The sequence below is a fragment of the Lacinutrix cladophorae genome (assembly GCF_053604645.1).
In genome coordinates, this window is the sequence record NZ_JBSHNR010000110.1 from 385,660 (window position 1) to 406,242 (window position 20,583).

The following is a 20,583-nucleotide window of genomic DNA, read 5'->3' on the forward strand; positions in this document are numbered from 1 at the left end:
TTAATGAATTCACTTCGCAATAGATTAAAAGAATTAAAACAATTTCAAGAAGATGCAGTTATTCGCATTCAAACCTTGGGGCAGTTTAATCTATGGCTTCAAAACGAAAAAGTAGATTCTAAAAAATGGGGACGTGATAAAACCGTACAATTATTACAATATTTAATTTCTAATAGACAACGACATGCGCTTCATAAAGAAAAAATCATGGATCATCTTTGGGAAGATGGCGACGATCGCGATTTTAAAGTAGCATTACATGGCGTTAATAAAGTATTAGAACCCGAAAGAGCTTCTAGAATCGAACCTGTTTTTGTTATTAGACAAGGCGTTAGCTATCAATTAGATTTAGAAAAAGTTTGGATAGATGTAGAAGCACTAGAACAATATATAATAATAGGTAATGAAGCTTTTGGCGAAGATCAAGCTATTGCAAAACAAGCGTATAAAGCAGCAATTGCATTATATCAAGGGGTTTATTTACCTAATCGTGTTTTTGAAGATTGGTCGTCTGAAGAACGCGAGAAAATACAAATCCTAATTTTAGGAGCTTACGTTATACTTGCCGAAATTCTATTAAACGAAAACCCTTTAGAAAGTATTCGTTTAGCACAATGTGCTATTGCAATAGATAATACTTGGGAAGATGCATACAGACTTCAAATGCAGGCTTATATTAAAAAAGGAAACAGACCACAAGCCATTAAAGCTTATCAAAAATGTGCCGATGTATTGGATCAGGAATATGGTATTGATCCATTACCTGCGACAAAGAATCTTCTCAAAGAGATTGAAAGTATTTAAAAGTTTTTAGTAAGAATCACATTTTTCAACTTCAACTTCAATTTCAACTATATTTTAACTGCAACTCATTTGTAACTATCGATTTGTACGTTTGCACCATACATATTAAATAACATATTATGGCTACGAAAATTAAAGCAACAATTATTAATACGACTGCGAATAAAGTTTTAGGATTAACAACTAAGGCAAACGATTTTGCTTTAAATACAACAGAGAAAGTATTCACTAAATCTATAGACTTAACGGAGAAAGGAGTAGGGCTTTCTGCTAAATTAGTAAAGAAAGGTTTAAAAGTTTCTGCTAAAAATCAAGATGTAATATTTAATACTTTAGAGACTGTAAAAGGAAAAGCGGTACAATTTTTGGCAAAGTCTAAATAATTTCAAAACAAATAAAGGAACGCATACACAAGTGTAACTCATTTGTAACTTGCTGATTGTATGTTTGTACCAGAATTAAAAAGAACAATAGAATAACAACAATATATTATGGCAACTAAAACAAAAAAAGTAGCAAAAAAAGCAACAAGTAAAGCTAGTAACGATACTAATGTTGTAACAAAAATTAATAAAGAATTAGTTAAGGCTTCTATAGCTACAATTAATACAGTGGTAGATAATAGTGAAAAATGGCAAAAATTAGCTTCTAAGTTAATTAAGAAGTCAGAAAAAGTAAGAGAACAACAAATCCATATGATTTTTGATACTGCTGAAGCTGTTAAAGGTCAGTTCGTTTCAGGAACAGATAAAATGAAAGATTTAGTTGGTATTGATGCCGATTTAGTTGAAAAAGCCAAAGACATGGCAATCAATAATCCTGTAAGTAGAAAAGTTGTAGGGATAGTTGAAGATATCACAGAGAAGGTTTCTGAAAACCCAATGGTTCAAAAAGCAGAAAAAGTTTCTGAAGACATCAAAAACATGGGAATGGCTAAGTTTAATGAACTTAAAGGTGATGTATTAGAGCAAGCTTCAAAAATAATTGACAAAGGAGAAGCTATAATAGAAGATGCTAAAGAGGCACCTAAAGCAAAAGTTGCTAAAAAAGTAACTAAAAAAGCAGTTGCAACAAAAAAAACAGTGCTAAAAAAAGCAACAGCAACTGCAACCAAAGCAACCAAAGCAACAAAAGTAGTAGCTAAAGCAGCACCAAAGAAAACGGTAGCTAAAAAAACAACTGCAACCAAAAAAGCGGTTACTAAAGCAGTAACAAAAGCTGCTCCTAAAGCAAAAGCAACAGTAGCTAAAAAAACAACAGCTGTTAAAAAAGCAACAGTAAAAAAAGTAGCTGAGGTTAAAAAAGAAGGAGCAACTAAAGTAGCCGAAGCTAAAACAGAAGCTAAAAAATAATTAGATTTAACGTATAATATAATTCAATATGAGTACTACAAAATCACTTTTAGATACACCAAAGAAAATGATATTTAAAACAATAAAAAAAACAAAAAAAGTTGCAGCATCTGCTAACAATTACGCTCTTAATACAACAGAAGAAGTTGTTAGTGAAACTATAATTGTTGCAGAACAATGGCAAACGGTTGCTAATAAAGCAATAAAAGATAGCTTGAAATTAGCTGCTACAAATCAAGATTTAGTTTTTACCGCTTTAACTGGTGTTAAAAAACATGTAAAACTTAGCAAAAAAAGATTTACTAAGCTTATCGCATAGTTTTAAAGTTTTTGTTAATAATTAAGTTGGTTAGTTGAAAAAGGTTGTCTGTAAAGACAGCCTTTTTTGTTTTATAGATGCTCGTTTTAGACAAAACGTTTCGTACTTTTAAGGGCAAATAAAAAGAGAATGGCTAAGAAAAATAAAATTGCAGCATCCGAAATATTAACCATGTATATGGACTATGTGGTGGAACATCGAAATAAGCCAGATTCAATTACAGATTTTACGCAATTACATGGCTTTTCAGAAGAATTATTCCTCACACATTTCACTTCGTTTAAAGATTTGGAAAAGGATATTTATCTGTTGCTTTTCGATAATTCTTTAGCCATTTTAAAACAAACACCAGAGTATGTTTCGTTTACTAAAAAAGACAAACTACTTAGTCTATATTATACTTTTTTTGAAAATCTTTCGCTTAACCAAGAGTTTCTAAAAATAAATTTAAAAGGTTTTGAAAATCAGCTGAAAGCACTTTCCAGGTTTTCCAGATTTAAACGTAGTTTTTTAAAATTTGTAGAAGAATTAGATTTAGAAACCCTTCACTTAAATGTCGATACTATTGAAAATATTCAAAAGAAAACCATAAAAGAATCTTCTTGGATTCAATTATTATTCACCATGAAGTTTTGGTTAGACGATACTTCTGAAGCTTTTGAAAAAACAGATATTTTTATCGAAAAATCAATAAATACAAGTTTCGAGTTGTTAAATACCAAGTCTTTAAATAATATAATAGACCTAGCAAAGTTTTTATATAAAGAGAAAGTGAAATAACAGGATTAAATATTGGTATACCTTCAAAGTTTCAAAAACGAAGGAAATATAAAACGGAGAAAATTTAATATAAAGATATTCGCTTTCGCGAGCATAAAATGAAAACAATTAAAAACATACCAATTTCTAAAATCCAACGTGCATCTAAATTAGTACAAACTGGAGCAAAAGTTGGTGTGAATTATTTAAAATATTTTGGTGATAAAATGGTGAATTCGGAGGAAGAAGCCAAAGAACGACTAGACGAATCTAATGCAACAGATATTTACGATAGTTTAAAAGACCTTAAAGGTTCTGCTCTAAAATTAGCACAAATGTTAAGTATGGAGAAAAACATTTTGCCGCAAGCATATGTCGAAAAGTTTTCCTTATCCCAATTTTCGGTACCACCATTATCTGCTCCATTAGTTTTAAAAACTTTTAAAAAGTCTTTCGGTCAATTTCCAAATGAGATTTTTGATGCATTTAATTCAGAAGCTATAAATGCAGCAAGTATAGGGCAAGTACATAAAGCCGAAAAAGACGGAAAAGCACTAGCAGTAAAAATACAATATCCAGGAGTTGCAGATAGTATTTTATCCGATTTAGCAATGGTTAAGCCAATTGCTATGAAAATGTTTAATATAAAAGGAGAGCATTCCGAAGTTTATTTTAAAGAAGTAGAAGGTAAACTTTTAGAAGAAACAAACTATTTGTTAGAAATAGAACAAAGCAAAGAAGTCGTCACAGCATGTGCGCATATTCCCAATTTAGAGTTCCCAAGATATTACGAAGCGTTTTCCTCGCAACAAATAATAACAATGGATTGGATGGAAGGGATGCATCTTTCCGAATTTACTAAAATAAATACCAATCCAGGGTTAGCAAATCAAATTGGGCAAGCCTTATGGGACTTTTATTTGTACCAAATGCATGTTCTTAAAAAAGTACATGCAGATCCGCATCCTGGAAATTTTTTAATTTCTGAAAAAGGAAAGCTAATTGCAATAGACTTTGGCTGTATGAAAATTATTCCAGAGGACTTTTATTTTCCTTATTTCGAATTATTCAATAAAGAAATTCTGGAGGATCCTAAATTATTTCATAATCAGTTATTGGTATTAGAAATTTTAAGAAAAGAAGATACTAAAGAGGAAATAGTTTTTTTTACTAATATGTTTCACGATGTTTTAAGTTTTTTTACTCAGCCATTTAGAGAAGAAAATTTTGATTTTTCTAATGCTGTTTTTTTTGAAAAAATAGCAGCTATAGGAGAACAATATTTTAAAAGCACAAGATCTAATAAAATGAATGCTAATAGAGGTTCTAAACATTTTATTTATTTAAATAGAACGTTTTTTGGTTTGTTTAATTTAATGTTCGACTTAAAAGCAAATAATATTAAAATAAATAATTATAAAAGCCTGTAAACTTTCCGTTATTCATACTATATCTTCTTAAGTATTCTATTTGTTATGCGTGCATAGTATTTTTTAAAAATAAGGTATATTGCAAAAAATGTGTTATAATTCGAGGTTTGTTTTATTAAAATCATTAAATTTTCAAAAAATAATTAACGAATTGATAATTTCTTTTTAGAATAGCATAAAATACAAGGAACTAATAATGGCAAAAAAAATTGATTTGAAAGACATTGTGCAAGATGCATTCGATGCTTCAATACAACAGATTTCAGGTTCTGATGCTGCATTTTTATATGCAGAATCTCCAACAAGTCCAATGCATATTGCAACATTAAATATTGTAGAAGGTTCTTTAAAGTTTGAAGATTTTAAGGAAATTGTTGCTTCTAAATTACATTTAATTCCAAAATTTAGACAACGTTTACTTAATGTTCCTATGAATTTGGATTATCCATATTGGGTAGACGATCCAAATTTTGATTTAGACTTGCATTTAAACCGAATTAAATTACCTGATCCTTCCAATTGGAAAACATTAAGAGATTTAACTTCTACATTGTTTTCTGCTCCTTTAGATTTACGTAGACCATTATGGTCTGTACATTTTATTGAAGGAATTGACGAAATTGCACAGGTGCCAAAAGGCTCAGTTGCTATTGTAACCAAAGTACATCATGTAATGATTGATGGTAACTCTGGAGTTGGTATTATGGGCGTTTTATACGATAGCGACGAAAACGGAAAACAAAAAAAGCGTGCTAAACCAAAAGCATTTAGTCCAGAACCATTGCCCGATGAGCTTAGTTTATTATTAAAAAGTGGTTATGGTTTTTTAAAAAACCCGTTTAGAATACCAAAAACAGTTGCAGAAACAGCTTATAGTTTTATTAAAAATAAAGCAGCAAAAAAATTAAGTATTCAAAAGGAGTTTAGCGCAACAAAATACCCAGTTCCAATAACTATTTTTAATGGTAATATTTCTGCAAAAAGAACTTGGGGAACTGCAATTTTATCTTTCGATCGTATCAATGCACTTCGAAAAACGATGGGAGGAAGTATTAACGATGTTATTCTTGCAATTTGTGCAGGTGCTATACGTCGCTATTTAGTGGAAAAAGAAAAACTCCCTTTGCATCCACTAGTTGCTAATGTGCCAATTTCTATTCGTACAGAAAATAGCAACCAATTAAATAATCAAATTGCTAATATGATGATTCAATTGGCAACACATATTGAAGATCCTTTAGAGCGATTAGAATATATTCAAGAGCAAACCATGTTAGGTAAATCTAGACACAATACCATGGGAGCAAAAACCTTAGCTAAAATGGCCGATGTGGTTCCTTTTGGTTTGGCAAATTTAGCAGCTGGTTTATATAGTAAATACAATATTAAAGATTTACACAGACCACCTTTTAATGTAACCATAACCAATGTTCCAGGACCAAGAGGTTTATTGTATTTAAATGGACACAAAGTGGTTTCTATTTTTGGATTAACTCCAGTTGTTGATGGTTTCGGATTAATTATTGCAGCATTCAGTTACAATGGTCAAGTAAGTATTACAACAACATCAGATGCTAAGACAATGCCAGATGCCGATTTATTTTCTAGATATATTAGAGAATCTGCTAACGAGTTGGAGTTGCAAATTAAAAACCTAGAGAAAGGAAAAAAGGTTACAAAAACAAAAAAACAAGTAAGAAGCAAAAGCACACCTTTTTTTACTGCTTTAAAAAAGTATTTTAAAGAAAATCCTAAAGCAACTAAAACTTATAAAGGGGTGTACCAAATTCAATTAGATTTAGGAGATAGAACAGACGGCTGGGAAATAGATTTAACCAAAGCAACAGCAGTAATAAAGAAAAAGAAAAATTTAGATCCAAAAGTTTTAATTGAAATTGAAGATCAAAACTTATTGGCTTTATATAAAGGGAAATTACTTTTAGAAGAGTTAAAAATACAAGGAAGAATTAAAATAACAGGAACGGCAGCAAGTAAAGGGAAATTCATGAAGTTACTTTCTGCATTTTTACAAAGATAATTAATGCATTACAATACACATATATTAAAATCTACAGATGGTGAATCCATTTGTTATTATAAATGGGAAGCAAACCCAAATGTGCCTTTTAAAGGTTTAATCCAAATTGCCCATGGACTAGGAGAACATGCTGGAAGATATGATGATATGGCGCACCTTTTACAAGAGGAAGGTTATTCGGTTTATGCTAACGATCATAGAGCACACGGAAAAACAGCAGAAATGAAACGCTTATTTGGGTTTTATGATGGCAAAGAATATTTTGACGATTGTGTAGAAGATATGCACGCTTTGTATCACCTAATGAAAGCTGAAAACCCGAATACTAAATTCATATTATTTGGACATAGCATGGGATCGCTTTTTAGTAGAAAGTATGTAACTAAATATGCAAAAGAAATGGATGCCTTAATTTTATCTGGAACTGCAAGTTTTATAAAAGGATTAGGAAATATTGGACTGGTAACAGCAACAACAGTTACCGCTTTTCGCGGAAGAGCAAGAGGAAACGAATTCTTGAAATCTTTCTTTTTTGGCGAATTTAACAAGAAATTTAAACCGAATAGAACCAAGTTCGATTGGATTAGTAGTGATGAAGCACAAGTAGATATCTATGCAAAAGATCCATACAGAATAGAAGATTTTTCACTAGGGGTTTTTCTAGATATTATCAAAAATTCTAAAAAGCTAAATACACCAGATGCATTTAAAGCAACACCTAAAAATTTGCCAATTCTAATGTTTTCTGGCGATAAAGATCCAGTTGGAGAAATGGGGAAAGGGGTAAAACGTGTTGCTAAACAATATGAAAAAAGAGGTGTAAACGATTTTACCTTCAATTTATACGAAGGAGGACGACATGAAATGTTAAACGAAACCAATGCCAGAGCTGTAAAAGAAGAAATTATTGGTTGGTTAAATGCTCGTATGCAAGATTAAAATACAAATGGAAGAAACCCAAATTACATATAAAATATTTACTCGTTTGGCTGTAGCGCTAGGAACTCTTAATGGTTTAACTATTAGAGAAGCTAAAAAACTAGTGGGTTTACAGTTTAAACAACACCCTTGTCAAAAGGAAATTAAAGTGCTTATTAAGAATGTTAAAAAAGACGAGCACGAAATAATAGAACATTTATTAGACGAAATGATTTTGGTTTGTGATGAATTGGGCCCAAATCGGGATTACATTACACTAATCAAAATATTAGAAAATATAGGAAATTCTATTTCCAAAGGTCACGATCAAAATGAATACAAATACACCAATTCTATTCTAGATAGATTCAAAAAAGAAATAACGATTATAAATAAAAAGATCCCAATTCCTCCATTGTTTAATATGATGATGGAAAGCAGATCGTTAATCGAATGGTCATCCATTTATTGCTTATATCCATTTATTCCAAAACGTATAAAAGGAAAAGGAAAACCAGTACTATTAATTCCACCGTATTTAGGCGACGATTTTTCAACATCATTTGTTAGAAAATATTTAAAATCTCTAGGTTTTGCAACCTATAAGTGGGACTTAGGATTTAACATGGTAAAGGCACATTATATTCCTAGATTAGAAGAAAAACTTGCAGATATCTACCAACAACACCAAGAAAAAGTTAGTATTGTAGGTTGGAGTGGTGGCGGTATTTTTGCAAAAATAATGGCAAATAGACATCCAAGTCAAGTAGAACAAATTTTAACAATTGGCTCACCAATTTGGGGAGTTATGGATATGAAAACACCAGTATATGGTTTGTTAGAATTTTTTAGAGGAAAATCTTTAAAAGAAAGAAATGAAAGATTTCTGGCTGAGTTAGAACCTATACCAACCGTTCCAGTAACTTGTATTTATACAAAAACCGATGGATTAGTTCCATGGAAACATTGTATGGAAGCAGAAACTTTTAGAAAAAATATTAAAAATATTGAGGTCTACGGAAGCCATTCCGGAATGGGAGCAAATGCAAGTGTTTTATTAACAACAGCAAATGCATTAAGCGCCAATTTAAATGGAAAAGAAATACAAGAAGTTTCAGCAAATATTGAGCGATTTTTATATCCCCATTTTTGGAACAAAGCAAGAAAAGCATTACAAACCAAGAAGGCAATTCTCCCAGTCATAAAATAATAATACATGGATCAAATTATTGCACATCATAAATTTCAGAAAGCTTTAAAACAAATTGCGATTCAACAAGATTTAGATCTTGAAGAGGTGAAAAAACAAGGTGCAAATTGTATTAAAGAATTGTATGCACAACAGCAGCCAATTGCTAAATTATTAGCTGTTAAAAGCTTCGATTATATCCTTTCTAGAGCGTATAATGATAAAATTGATGTCGATCCAAAAGGAATCAAAAAACTCATGAAACTCATGCAGCGTAATTCGGTTGCATTCATCATGACACATAAAACTTATCTTGATACTTTGGTGCTAATTTCTACATTGGCTCGATATGGTATGCCAATTCCATATTCATTTGGTGGAAGTAATTTAGCATTTCCAGGAATGAAACAGTTAGGAAATAACGCAGGGCTTATTTTTATTCGAAGAAGCTTTAAAGACGATGCTATTTACAAAGCTGCATTGCGTCATTATATTTCAACAATAATTGACAAAGGAGATCATTTAACTTGGAATATTGAAGGAACCCGTTCCAGAACCGGTAAGATTATTTATCCCAAAATGGGAATTTTAAAATACATTAAAGAAGGCGAATTGCAAAGCGCAAGAAATATAAAATACGTTCCTGTTTCTATTGTTTACGACCTAATTCCAGATGTCAAACAAATGACCGAGGAAGGAAAAGGACAAGAAAAAAAATCGGAAAATGTAAAAGAAGCAGTAAACTATATTAAAAAACTTGGAAACGATTATGGTCGTGCAGCCATTCGGTTTGGGGATCCAGTAGAATTGAATGAAGATTTACAAGCTATCATTCCAGATATGGAAGCAGATAGTTATGCAGATAAAAATACACTCCCACGTTTTGCTTTCGAGCTTATTCATAAAGCGAATGCTATTACTCCTGTAACTACCGTTTCGTTAGTTTGTCATGTTTTGTTAAACGATTTTGCTTTAACCAAAAAAGAAATCGAATTCAAGGTCAATAGATTAATGACATATATTGGTCGGAAACAAGAAGATGTACTTATAGATCGTGGAAATAAAATAGGTGTAACCATTCAAACCGCTTTAAATTTATTGCAAGGTGCAAGAATAATTCAAAAAAGTAGAGCTGGACAAAAAGCACAATATAGTTTAGTTGCTACAGAATATTTGCCAGCAACCTATTACGCAAATATGGCTTCTGGTCATTTGTATCATCAAGCTTTTATTGAAATGGCTTTGGTAAAAATAAAAGGCGATACATCTAATAACCGAATTACCCATTTCTGGGAAGAAATAATGAAACTTCGAAATTTGTTTAAGTTCGAGTTTTTTTACACGAACAAGCCTCAATTTAGTAGTGAGATAGAAGCCGAGTTAATGCGATTCGATAAAAATTGGAGAGCCATTTTAGCAGATCCAAATGGAAATATATCCGCATTATTAAAAAAACAAGATTTATTCGTTTCTAGAGCTATTTTATTATCTTATTTAGAAGCAGATAAGGTAGTTTGTTATACACTTAACAGTTGGGATACAGACGATGAGTTTAATGAAGAAGATTTTATTGAGCTTGCAATGTTTAAAGGAAAAGAATTGCATTGGCAATCTAAAATAACACGTTTAGATAGTGTTTCAAAACCATTTTTAATTAATGCACTTCGTTTTGCTAAAAATGCAAATCTTGTTCCTGTCGAAAGAGTAATAGATTATGAAGGTTTAGAAGGTTGGAAAACGCAAATAGAAGATTTATCAGAAAGGTTATTCTACTTAAAACATATCGAGAATGTACAAGATGAAAAAACGATAAACGAGGAGCCAATCCAACAAAATGTAGTTCCAGATTCTGGTAATGACGAAGTAAATCTAGAGGAAACAATAGAAGAAGGACCACATATAACAGCGTTTTTTGATATGGATAGAACGCTAATTAACGATTTTTCGGCAAAAAAATTCATGACTACACGTCTGTTTAGTGGCAAAACAACAGCAAAAGAATATCTAACACAGTTTGCTACTGCAGCAGTATTTGCATTAGGAAATAGAGATTTTGAAGTGCTTACCAAAATTGCAGCACTTGGAGTAAAAGGTATTACAGAATCTGCATTTACAGAATTAGGAGAGCAAGTTTTTACCGATTATTTAGAGGAAACAATTTATTCTGAATCTCGAGATTTAATAGCAAAACATATAGAAAAAGGACATAAAGTGGTTATTATTTCAGCAGCTACCACTTACCAAATTAAACCAATAGCTAAGGCATTAGGAATTAAAGATATTTATGCTACCGAAATGGAGTTACGTAACGGTAAGTTTACTGGTCGTGTTTCCGAAATGTGCTGGGGAGAAGGTAAAGCTAGAGCCGCACGAAAATTTGCAAAAAAGAATAAAGTAGATCTAGCAAAAAGTTATTTCTATACTGATAGTTTTGACGATTATCCTTTGTTAAAAATCGTTGGAAAACCAGTAGCAACAAATCCAGATCAAAGATTATCCCAAGTAGCATTCGAAAATAATTGGCCAATTCTAAGATTCGAAGAACCAGTTGGTAAACCTTTAGTTAATGGCTTTAGAACAGGGTTAGCAGCAGCAAGTATTTATCCTTCAGCCGTAAAAGGAATTGTAAAAGGAGCAATGACGATGTCTAGACAACAAGCTGCTAATACCACTTTTTCAAGTATTGGAGATTTAGGATCTAAAATGGCTGGATTAGAAATAGCAGTAAAAGGAAAGCATCATTTAGAAGAAATTCGTCCAGCAGTTTTTTGTTTTAACCATCAAAGTGCAGCAGATTTCTTTATTGTTATGAAACTAATTCGTCATGATTTTACAGGGATTGCTAAAAAAGAATTAGAAAGAACACCTTTTGGCCCTATTTTTAAAGCTTTAGGAGCAATTTATGTAGACAGAGCAAATAAAGAAAAAGCTATTGAAGCGATGCAGCCTGCCGTAGAAGCATTAAAGAGCGGTATTTCTGTGGCTATTGCGCCAGAAGGAACACGAAGCGGAAGCAAAACTTTAGGAGCCTTCAAAAAAGGTGCATTTCATCTTGCCATGCAAGCAGGAGTGCCAATTATTCCTATTGTAATTAAAAATGCATATATGGCAATGCCTAAAGGAACAAGCATGTTTAAACCAACACATATAGAAGTAGTTGTCTTAGAACCAGTTGATACATCTCTTTGGAAAAGAAAAAACATCAATAAACATATAGAAGAAGTTCGAGATTTATATATTAATGAATTAGAAAATTAATTTTAAGTTATGAAATTAAACGTAGGAGTTTTAGGAGGAGGATCTTGGGGAACCACAGTTGCATCATTAACAGCAAAAAATAGCGAAACTATTTTATGGGCAAGAAATGAAAAAACAGTTCAGGAAATAAATGAAGAACACAAAAATTCTAAATATTTGCCAGGAGCACTATTACATAAAAACTTAAAAGCTTCAGCTTCCATTGAAGAAACAGTTAAAAATGCAGATGTGATTGTTATGGGGATTCCTTCGCAACATTTTAGAGAAGTGTTACATACTGCGAAACCTTTTATAAGACCTTGGGTTCCCATTGTAAGCTTGTCTAAAGGTTTAGAATTAGACACCAAAATGCGAATGACGCAAATTATAGAGCAAGAGCTTCCTGGTCATCCTGCAGGGGTTTTAACAGGTCCAAATTTAGCAAAAGAAATTCATTCTGGTCAAGCAGCTGCAGCGGTAATAGCCATGGTAGATAAAACCATTGCTAAGCAATTACAGCAAGTTTTTAGCACAGGATTGTTTAGAGTATATACGAATAACGATGTTATTGGCTGTGAACTAGGTGGTGCTTTAAAAAACATTATGGCAATTGCTACAGGAATGGGAGATGGAGCAAATGCTGGCGATAATACTAGAGCAGCCTTAATAACCAGAGGGCTATCGGAATTAACCAGATTAGGTACAGCTATGGGAGGAAGGCGAAGAACTTTTTCTGGACTTGCAGGAATGGGAGATTTAGTAGCTACTTGTTCTAGTTCTAAAAGTAGAAACCATCATGTTGGTTTTCAAATAGGTCAAGGTAAAAGTCTAAAACAAATTATCGAAGAAATGAATGAGGTTGCCGAAGGTGTAAAAACAGCTAAAGTGGTCATGGAACTTGCTAACGATTATAAGGTAGATATGCCTATTTCGAGAGAAGTATATAAAGTTCTTTATGAAGGCAACACCGTAAATGATGCCTTTAAAGGCTTACTTAAAATAGAAAGTGGTTCAGAGAAGGAACCAGGATAATATTCTGTTTAATAATAAATAGTTTACTCTTTTACTTTGTAGTATTCTGTGATTTCTCCATTGGTTTCTAAAACTAAATGAGTAGCGTCTAGTTGTATTAAAGTAGAAGTCCAATTACCATATCTATAAATGTATTCTAGCACAAACTGACTTTCTTCTTTTTTTAAATAAATGTGAGAGTGCGATTTTTCAACAGGTTTATATTTTCCAATAGTTCCTGTTGATTTTACATTTTCAACATTTCCTCTGCCATTTTCAAACCAATAATGATAAATACTTTTAGAGTCCTCATTTTTAATTTTCCAATAACCAGTAAGGGCATTTTCAATTTCAATTTGAGAGGTACAGCATGTTAAACTTTGTGCAAAGTTGATAAACGGAATTAGTAATAAAAAAAAGATGAAATATTTTTTACAAAAAGACATCAAAAAATAAAATTAATAGCTGTTAAATTACTAATATAATAATTTTTGTTTAAATGAAATGGGTTTTAGTTGCTAGACGCTAAATGTTTCTGTATTTTTGGTCTCCAATTTTTACGATTTTAATAATTTTATTTTCGCTTTTGCGGAAATGCATAAATACTTTTTACATGAGCCCAAAAGGAAAATTAACCTTTGATGTTTTAATAGAAATTCCAAAAGGAAGCAGAAACAAATATGAATACGATTTTGATCTACATAAAATCCGATTCGATAGAATGCTTTTCTCATCCATGATGTATCCAGGAGATTATGGCTTTATTCCAGAAACTTTAGCATTAGATGGGGATCCATTAGATGTTTTAGTGATGGGGACTGAACCAACTTTTCCAATGTGTGTTATGGAAGTAAAGCCAATTGGTGTATTTCATATGACAGACGAAAAAGGTCCAGACGAAAAATTAATTTGTGTACCAACTACAGATCCTATCTGGAATATATATAACGACATTGAAGACTTAAATCCACATAGAATAAAAGAAATTACACACTTTTTTCAAGTATATAAAGATTTAGAAAAGAAAAAAGTTGATGTTGGTGGTTGGGGAAATGCGCAAGAAGCTTACCAAATTTTAAATAAGTGTATTGAACGTTACGAAAACAGCGAGCATAAAGCAAAAGGAGATTTCAAGATATAAAGATCTCTAAACTTAAAGTAAAAACCCTTTCATTAAAAAATGAAAGGGTTTTTACTTTTAAATAAGTAAATTTTAAAGTATTGCAATTTGTTATTGTTTACTTTTTAGGTAAAATTAATTTGTTCCTATTTTGTTTAAAGCGCATAAATATCAAAAAGCTTGTTTTTATGTTAAAAAATTGATGATTTTAAAATATTTTTTACTTCTGTTTGAATTTATTACATTAGCAATCATTAAAAACTAATCAAACTAAATATAATATGGAATCAATGATGATTTATATGCCAATTGCATTGGCAATTTTAGGTTTAATCTATATGATGATTAAACAAAAATGGGTAATGAAACAAGATGCAGGAGATGGTAAAATGAAAGAAATTTCAGATCACATCTACGAAGGAGCTCTTGCTTTCTTAAATGCAGAATACCGTTTACTAGCAGTCTTTGTAGTTATCGTAAGTGTATTATTAGCAATTGTATCTTTTGTAGTGCCAACAACACATTGGTTGATAGTTATCGCTTTTATTTGTGGTGCTGTTTTTTCTGCTTTTGCAGGAAATATAGGTATGAAAATAGCAACGAAAACAAACGTAAGAACGACACAAGCTGCTCGTACTAGTTTGCCAAACGCACTTAAAATTTCTTTTGGTGGTGGTACTGTAATGGGACTTGGTGTTGCAGGATTAGCAGTACTTGGTTTAACTGCTTTCTTTATATTTTTCTTTCACTTTTTTATGGGAGGCGTTTGGACAAACACCATGGACATGACTATTGTTTTAGAAACTTTAGCAGGGTTTTCTCTTGGTGCAGAATCTATCGCTTTATTTGCAAGAGTTGGTGGTGGTATTTATACAAAAGCAGCAGATGTAGGTGCAGATTTAGTTGGTAAAGTAGAAGCTGGTATTCCAGAAGATGATCCGAGAAATCCTGCTACAATTGCAGATAATGTAGGTGATAATGTAGGAGATGTTGCAGGAATGGGAGCCGATTTATTTGGGTCGTATGTTGCTACAGTATTAGCAGCAATGGTTTTAGGTAATTATGTGATTAAAGATATGGGTGGAAATATTGGAGATGCCTTTGGTGGTATTGGTCCAATTTTATTACCAATGGCAATTGCAGGAGTAGGAATTATTATTTCTATTATTGGAACTGTACTTGTTAAAATTAAAAGTAACGATGCTAAAGAAGCGCAAGTAATGGGGGCTTTAAATATTGGTAACTGGACTTCTATTATTTTAGTTGCGGCAGCTTGTTTTGGTTTAGTAACTTGGATGTTGCCAGAAACGATGCAAATGAATTTCTTTGGCGAAGGCTTACAAGAAATTTCTTCTATGCGAGTATTTTATGCTACTCTTGTTGGTTTAGTAGTAGGAGCAGTTATTTCTTCGGTAACAGAATATTATACAGGATTGGGAAAATCTCCAATTTTGAAAATTGTACAACAATCTAGTACGGGAGCAGGTACTAATATTATAGCAGGTTTAGCTACCGGAATGATTTCAACATTCCCTTCGGTTTTATTATTTGCTGGTGCTATTTGGGCGTCGTATGCTTTTGCAGGGTTCTATGGGGTTGCTCTAGCAGCATCTGCCATGATGGCAACAACAGCTATGCAATTAGCAATTGATGCTTTTGGACCAATTTCTGATAATGCTGGTGGCATTGCAGAAATGAGCGAGCAAGAACCAATTGTAAGAGAGCGTACCGATATTTTAGACTCTGTTGGTAACACAACAGCTGCAACAGGAAAAGGTTTTGCAATCGCTTCGGCTGCATTAACCTCATTAGCACTTTTTGCTGCTTATGTAACTTTTACTGGAATAGACGGAATAAATATTTTTAAAGCACCAGTTCTGGCAATGCTATTTGTTGGTGGTATGGTGCCTGTAGTATTTTCAGCTTTAGCTATGAATGCTGTTGGTAAGGCTGCAATGGAAATGGTGGAAGAAGTACGTAGACAATTTAGGGATATTCCTGGAATTATGGAAGGTACAGGGAAACCAGAATACGATAAATGTGTAGATATTTCTACTAAAGCATCTTTAAAAGAAATGATGTTACCTGGTTTATTGACTATAGGTTTTCCTTTAGTAATAGCATTTGTGCCAATGTTATTTGGAATGAGTCATTTAGCGATTGCAGAAATGCTTGGTGGTTATATGGCAGGAGTAACTGTTAGTGGCGTGCTTTGGGCAATCTTTCAAAATAATGCTGGAGGTGCTTGGGATAATGCTAAAAAATCCTTTGAAGCTGGAGTAGAGATTAATGGTGAAATGACTTTTAAAGGTTCTGATGCACATAAAGCAGCAGTTACAGGAGATACTGTTGGAGATCCATTTAAAGATACTTCTGGTCCTTCTATGAATATTTTAATTAAACTTACTTGTTTAATAGGCTTAGTTATTGCTCCAATATTAGGAGGGCATACCGAAGAAGGTCTGGCTCTAAATAATGAGGTTCTTGTAGAACAAATTGTAGAAGACGCAAATAACCAAGTAATACGTAAGGCATCTATTCAGAAATTTGAGGATGGTACTGCAAAGGCAATAGTTAAAACGGCTATTATTAAAAATGGAATTGAAGATGTAGTAACTGAAGTTTATCAAGGAGACTTTGATGAGGTTAAGCAAAAAGTGGAGGCTTTAGGAAAGGATGTTACTATTAGAATAAAGGAAGTTGTAGAGTAAAGAACTATATTTTAAATAAAAAAAACCACGCATTTTGCGTGGTTTTTTTGTTATTTTAAGGCAACCTATTTATTTATGAAATTATTTAAGAAAGAACCTGTTCAAATTATTGCTTTTCAAAGCTACGGGACTGATACTCACTTTTATTTAAGAGGAAGGGCTTTACAAGATGAATCTATAGATTTAGAACAACAAGGTTTTTTTAGTGTGCTAATAAATAGTTGGAAACGTTTAGAAAGTGACGAAATTAAGAATGCTAGCATTGTTGTAAAATTACCAGATGGGTCTTTTTTAGAAACAACAAGCGATACGCATGGTTATTTTAAAATGAAAGCGAATGTTAAAGGTTTAAAAGCAATGGCTAATGTAGAGGGTTGGTTAGCTTGTGAGGTTGCTTTTCAAGATGTTGCTATTAAGCCAGGTATACAAAAGGAAAATCGTTTTCCTGCCGAAATACTAATTCCTTCTAATTCAGTAGAATTTGGTGTTGCAAGCGATATTGATGACACCATTTTACACACAGGTGTGGTGTCTACATTAAAGTGGAGAGTGCTCTATAATACTCTTTTTAAATCTGCAAAAATGCGTTTGCCTTTGGATGGTGCTGCCGATTTTTATCATTTATTACATCGTGGAAAGTCTGGTGAAAATGCAAATCCTATTTTTTATGTTAGTCATAGTCCATGGAATTTGTACCGATATTTAGAATTATTTTTAAAACAAAATAATTTTCCGAAAGGTCCTATATTATTAAGGAGTTTTAAAGATATTTTGAAAAAGAAAGCACCCGATGAAAAACCGCAAAAGCAAAAGGAAATATTAGATTTATTAAAAACATACCCCAATTTACCTTTTATTTTAATAGGAGATAGTGGAGAGCATGATCCAGATATTTATATAGAAATAGCAACCTTGTTTCCAGAGCGAATAAAAGCTATTTATTTGCGTAGCGTAAAACATAAGAAGAAAATGCTTCGAGTAAAAGGCTTGCTTGAAAATTATAAAACGACTCCTGCGTTACTAGTAGAGAGTAGTGTACAAGCTATTACACATGCTAGAGAAAATGGTTTTATAGCTTAATGCTAAATATTTGTTGTTTAGAATTGCGTTAAGGATAGAACGGTTTGTTTGAGCTCCTCGCAGAGAGCGAGTAGTGAAAGCCTGACTTTTTTTAATCCTGCTAGAGTTCTAAAACCTAGTAGGATTAAAAAAAGGAACGCCCAAAAATATTTTAAAATAAGCCGTTTATTTCGGCATCAATTTTATTTAATATATAACCTAAATCTTCAGGTCTGTCTACAAAATCAAGATTGTCTACGTCAATGATTAAAAGATTTCCTTTGTTGTAGCCCGTTATCCAAGCTTCATAACGCTCATTTAGTCTACTTAAATAATCTATACTTATCGAATTTTCGTAATCGCGACCTCGTTTGTGTATTTGGGATACTAAATTAGATATAGAGCTGCGTAAGTAAATTAGTAGATCTGGACCTTCTACAAAACTTTCCATAAGATCGAAAAGCGATTTGTAGTTTTCAAAATCTCGATTCGTCATTAAACCCATTGCGTGCAGGTTAGGTGCAAAAATATGAGCATCTTCGTAAATGGTTCTATCTTGAATAATGTCTTTACCACTTTGGCGTATATCTGAAACTTGACGAAATCTACTATTTAAAAAGTATACTTGTAAGTTAAAACTCCAACGTTCCATCTGGTTGTAAAAGTCGTCTAAATAAGGGTTGTCTACTACATCTTCTAGTTGCGCTTCCCATTTATAATGTTTGGCTAGTAATTTTGTTAGTGTGGTTTTTCCAGCACCAATATTTCCTGCTATGGCAACGTGCATATCTTATTTAATTTTTTAATTGAAATTTAGAAAGGATTTTCTCGTGGTAAATATACAAGGTTTCATTGGTTAGTAAAAACTGATTTATTAACAAATTTGGAGTTTTTACTTTTATTAGATCCTCGGTATTTTTCTTTAAAAAGTAGAGTGTATTTTCCTTTTTTAAAATAAGATTTCCGTTGTCTTCTTCAATATTAGTAAAGCCTTCATTTTTAATTTTTTGGGTTAAACTGCCAAAATAATTATACTTGTAGAGGTACTTTTCTGTAAGTAGCCAGCAAAAATTAAAATTACTTTTTAAATCTAAAACACTCGACTGAATAGGTAGTGTAGTTGCTTTTGTTTTATTCGTTTTATAATCGTAGACTTCTAGTTGTTGTGTGTCTTGATTAAAAATCCAAAGCGTATTATCGTTTCCTGTGGTAATTTGTGATACGCTTTTATAGGGTTTTGTGGTATTAAAGTCTATTCTAAAAATCTCTGCTAAACGATTATCTAAAATAATTGCAGTATTAAAATCTTTATAAAAAACATTTATTTTTAAAGGATTAAAAGCGTTTGCCGAAGTTATTTCGCCTAATTGTACATTGCTGTAGTTGATCGTTTTATCTGCGTCTTTTTTGTAAAATATATGGTTGTTTAGGTAGTATTGGGTATCAAAATTATCTATATCAATAATTGTTCTATCTGTGAGATCTATTTTTTTTAGAAGTGAGGTATCTATTGTTTCTTGCCCAAAAGCGGAAATCGTTAGAAGGATACAAAATAGAATATAGGTGTTTTTCATAGGAAAACGAAAAGTACAAAAATTGAACCAATTTCTAATTAAAAAAAATATTTTCATTTTAAGAGTAATTTAACATTTCAAGCTTAAACGTTTTTGTGTTTTAAGTGTCTTATAAGAGTTACTAAAAATGTTTTTAATAATAAAACTACAAACTAAATTTAGATGAAAATAAATAAAACGCTATCTGTTATTTGCTTTACGCTTTTTTCTTGTGTTTTCACATATGCACAACAGGACTTTCAAGGTAAAGCCTATTACGAATCTAAAACAACTGTCGATATGGATAATTTTGGTCCTCCAGATATGCCTGCAGATAGGAAAAAACAGATTATGGAACGTATGAAAAGTTTCTTAGAAAAAAGTTACACATTAACTTTCAATAAAACAGAGTCGGTTTATAAAGAAGAAGAGCAATTAGCCGCTCCTGGTGGTTCTCAAGGTAGGGGTTTTGGTGGTTTTGCTGCTAATTTTACTGCAGGAGAACAATATAAAAATATAAAAAACAATCAGTTATTACAAGAACAAGAATTTTTTGGAAAGCAATTTTTAATTAATGATTCGTTACCAAAACTAAAATGGAAAATGACTGGAGAAACCAAACAGATTGGTCAATATATGGCTATGAAAGCTACAGCAATGAAAGCAGTAGATAAAACGGATTTTTCAAGTTTTAGAAGAAGGGGGAGAGGAAATGATAATGCAGAAAAAAAATCAGATTCTACAAAAGTAAATAACCCAGTTGATGAAATAGAAGTACCAAAAGAAATTGAAGTAACTGCTTGGTATACCATGCAAATCCCAGTAAACCAAGGTCCTGGAGAATATTGGGGGCTTCCTGGTTTAATTTTAGAAATAAATGCAGATAGAACCACTATTCTTTGTTCTAAAATAATATTAAATCCAAGCGAAAAAGAAAACATCAAAGTGCCTTCAAAAGGAAAAGAGGTAACAAAAGAAGAGTATGCTGATATTGTGGTGAAAAAGATGGAAGAAATGCGTGAAATGTATGGAGGTCGAGGAGGCCGTGGTGGACGCCCAGGAGGAAGAGGTCGTTAATACATA

General features: G+C 32.1%; 18 protein-coding genes. 15 read left to right on the top strand and 3 right to left on the bottom strand.

What is annotated here, in order from left to right; genetic code table 11:
* The first annotated feature begins 3 nt into the window (after window positions 1–3).
* The 11 genes from ACVC3Y_RS09030 (at window position 4) to ACVC3Y_RS09080 (ending at window position 13,078) form a co-directional block, all read left to right on the top strand.
* Complete coding sequence (locus tag ACVC3Y_RS09030; protein ID WP_303422315.1) at window positions 4–804, top strand: AfsR/SARP family transcriptional regulator; 801 nt, start codon at window positions 4–6, stop codon at window positions 802–804.
* A 119-nt stretch (window positions 805–923) separates the two neighbouring features.
* On the top strand, window positions 924–1,187 hold the full coding sequence (locus ACVC3Y_RS09035) for a hypothetical protein (RefSeq protein ID WP_452226684.1): 264 nt from the start codon (window positions 924–926) through the stop codon (window positions 1,185–1,187).
* Window positions 1,188–1,295: 108 nt separating this feature from the next.
* The gene (locus ACVC3Y_RS09040) at window positions 1,296–2,156 is read left to right on the top strand and encodes a hypothetical protein (protein ID WP_452226685.1); all 861 of its coding nucleotides are present in this window, start codon (window positions 1,296–1,298) and stop codon (window positions 2,154–2,156) included.
* A 28-nt stretch (window positions 2,157–2,184) separates the two neighbouring features.
* Window positions 2,185–2,475 carry a hypothetical protein gene (locus tag ACVC3Y_RS09045; RefSeq protein ID WP_303422306.1) on the top strand — a complete coding sequence of 97 codons (291 nt, stop codon included), beginning with the start codon at window positions 2,185–2,187 and terminating at the stop codon, window positions 2,473–2,475.
* A gap of 129 nt (window positions 2,476–2,604) precedes the next feature.
* Window positions 2,605–3,255 (top strand): TetR family transcriptional regulator C-terminal domain-containing protein, encoded by a 651-nt coding sequence (locus ACVC3Y_RS09050; RefSeq protein WP_452226686.1) that lies wholly within the window; start codon window positions 2,605–2,607, stop codon window positions 3,253–3,255.
* Between the two features lie 98 nt (window positions 3,256–3,353).
* Window positions 3,354–4,664 (top strand): ABC1 kinase family protein, encoded by a 1,311-nt coding sequence (locus ACVC3Y_RS09055; protein WP_303422300.1) that lies wholly within the window; start codon window positions 3,354–3,356, stop codon window positions 4,662–4,664.
* A 196-nt stretch (window positions 4,665–4,860) separates the two neighbouring features.
* Window positions 4,861–6,702 carry a WS/DGAT/MGAT family O-acyltransferase gene (locus ACVC3Y_RS09060; protein ID WP_303422297.1) on the top strand — a complete coding sequence of 614 codons (1,842 nt, stop codon included), beginning with the start codon at window positions 4,861–4,863 and terminating at the stop codon, window positions 6,700–6,702.
* 3 nt (window positions 6,703–6,705) lie between these two features.
* Window positions 6,706–7,641, top strand: a complete 936-nt coding sequence (locus ACVC3Y_RS09065) for an alpha/beta hydrolase (protein WP_303422295.1) — start codon at window positions 6,706–6,708, stop codon at window positions 7,639–7,641.
* Window positions 7,642–7,648: 7 nt separating this feature from the next.
* A complete protein-coding gene (locus ACVC3Y_RS09070) occupies window positions 7,649–8,830 on the top strand; it encodes an alpha/beta fold hydrolase (protein ID WP_303422292.1) in 1,182 nt (393 codons plus the stop codon).
* 6 nt (window positions 8,831–8,836) lie between these two features.
* Window positions 8,837–12,067 (top strand): HAD-IB family hydrolase, encoded by a 3,231-nt coding sequence (locus tag ACVC3Y_RS09075; protein ID WP_452226687.1) that lies wholly within the window; start codon window positions 8,837–8,839, stop codon window positions 12,065–12,067.
* A 9-nt stretch (window positions 12,068–12,076) separates the two neighbouring features.
* Complete coding sequence (locus ACVC3Y_RS09080; protein WP_303422287.1) at window positions 12,077–13,078, top strand: NAD(P)H-dependent glycerol-3-phosphate dehydrogenase; 1,002 nt, start codon at window positions 12,077–12,079, stop codon at window positions 13,076–13,078.
* Window positions 13,079–13,101: 23 nt separating this feature from the next.
* Here the strand turns inward: ACVC3Y_RS09080 and ACVC3Y_RS09085 are convergent, their stop codons facing one another.
* On the bottom strand, window positions 13,102–13,503 hold the full coding sequence (locus ACVC3Y_RS09085; protein ID WP_452226688.1) for a hypothetical protein: 402 nt from the start codon (window positions 13,501–13,503) through the stop codon (window positions 13,102–13,104).
* Window positions 13,504–13,670: 167 nt separating this feature from the next.
* Between ACVC3Y_RS09085 and ACVC3Y_RS09090 the strand changes: the two genes are divergently transcribed.
* From ACVC3Y_RS09090 to ACVC3Y_RS09100, 3 genes are all read left to right on the top strand, one after another.
* Window positions 13,671–14,198 carry an inorganic diphosphatase gene (locus tag ACVC3Y_RS09090; protein ID WP_303422282.1) on the top strand — a complete coding sequence of 176 codons (528 nt, stop codon included), beginning with the start codon at window positions 13,671–13,673 and terminating at the stop codon, window positions 14,196–14,198.
* Between the two features lie 260 nt (window positions 14,199–14,458).
* The gene (locus tag ACVC3Y_RS09095; protein WP_452226689.1) at window positions 14,459–16,888 is read left to right on the top strand and encodes a sodium-translocating pyrophosphatase; all 2,430 of its coding nucleotides are present in this window, start codon (window positions 14,459–14,461) and stop codon (window positions 16,886–16,888) included.
* Window positions 16,889–16,963: 75 nt separating this feature from the next.
* Entirely contained in the window at window positions 16,964–17,968 is a 1,005-nt protein-coding gene (locus ACVC3Y_RS09100; protein WP_303422277.1) for an App1 family protein, read from the top strand.
* 151 nt (window positions 17,969–18,119) lie between these two features.
* Here ACVC3Y_RS09100 and ACVC3Y_RS09105 read toward each other — a convergent pair whose 3' ends face one another.
* Together ACVC3Y_RS09105 and ACVC3Y_RS09110 are read right to left on the bottom strand one after the other, a co-directional pair.
* Window positions 18,120–18,734, bottom strand: coding sequence for a deoxynucleoside kinase (locus ACVC3Y_RS09105; protein WP_303422274.1), 615 nt, complete (start codon window positions 18,732–18,734; stop codon window positions 18,120–18,122).
* Window positions 18,735–18,741: 7 nt separating this feature from the next.
* Entirely contained in the window at window positions 18,742–19,521 is a 780-nt protein-coding gene (locus tag ACVC3Y_RS09110; protein WP_452226690.1) for a hypothetical protein, read from the bottom strand.
* Between the two features lie 162 nt (window positions 19,522–19,683).
* Between ACVC3Y_RS09110 and ACVC3Y_RS09115 the strand changes: the two genes are divergently transcribed.
* Window positions 19,684–20,577, top strand: coding sequence for a GLPGLI family protein (locus ACVC3Y_RS09115; protein ID WP_452226691.1), 894 nt, complete (start codon window positions 19,684–19,686; stop codon window positions 20,575–20,577).
* The last annotated feature ends 6 nt before the right edge of the window (window positions 20,578–20,583 follow it).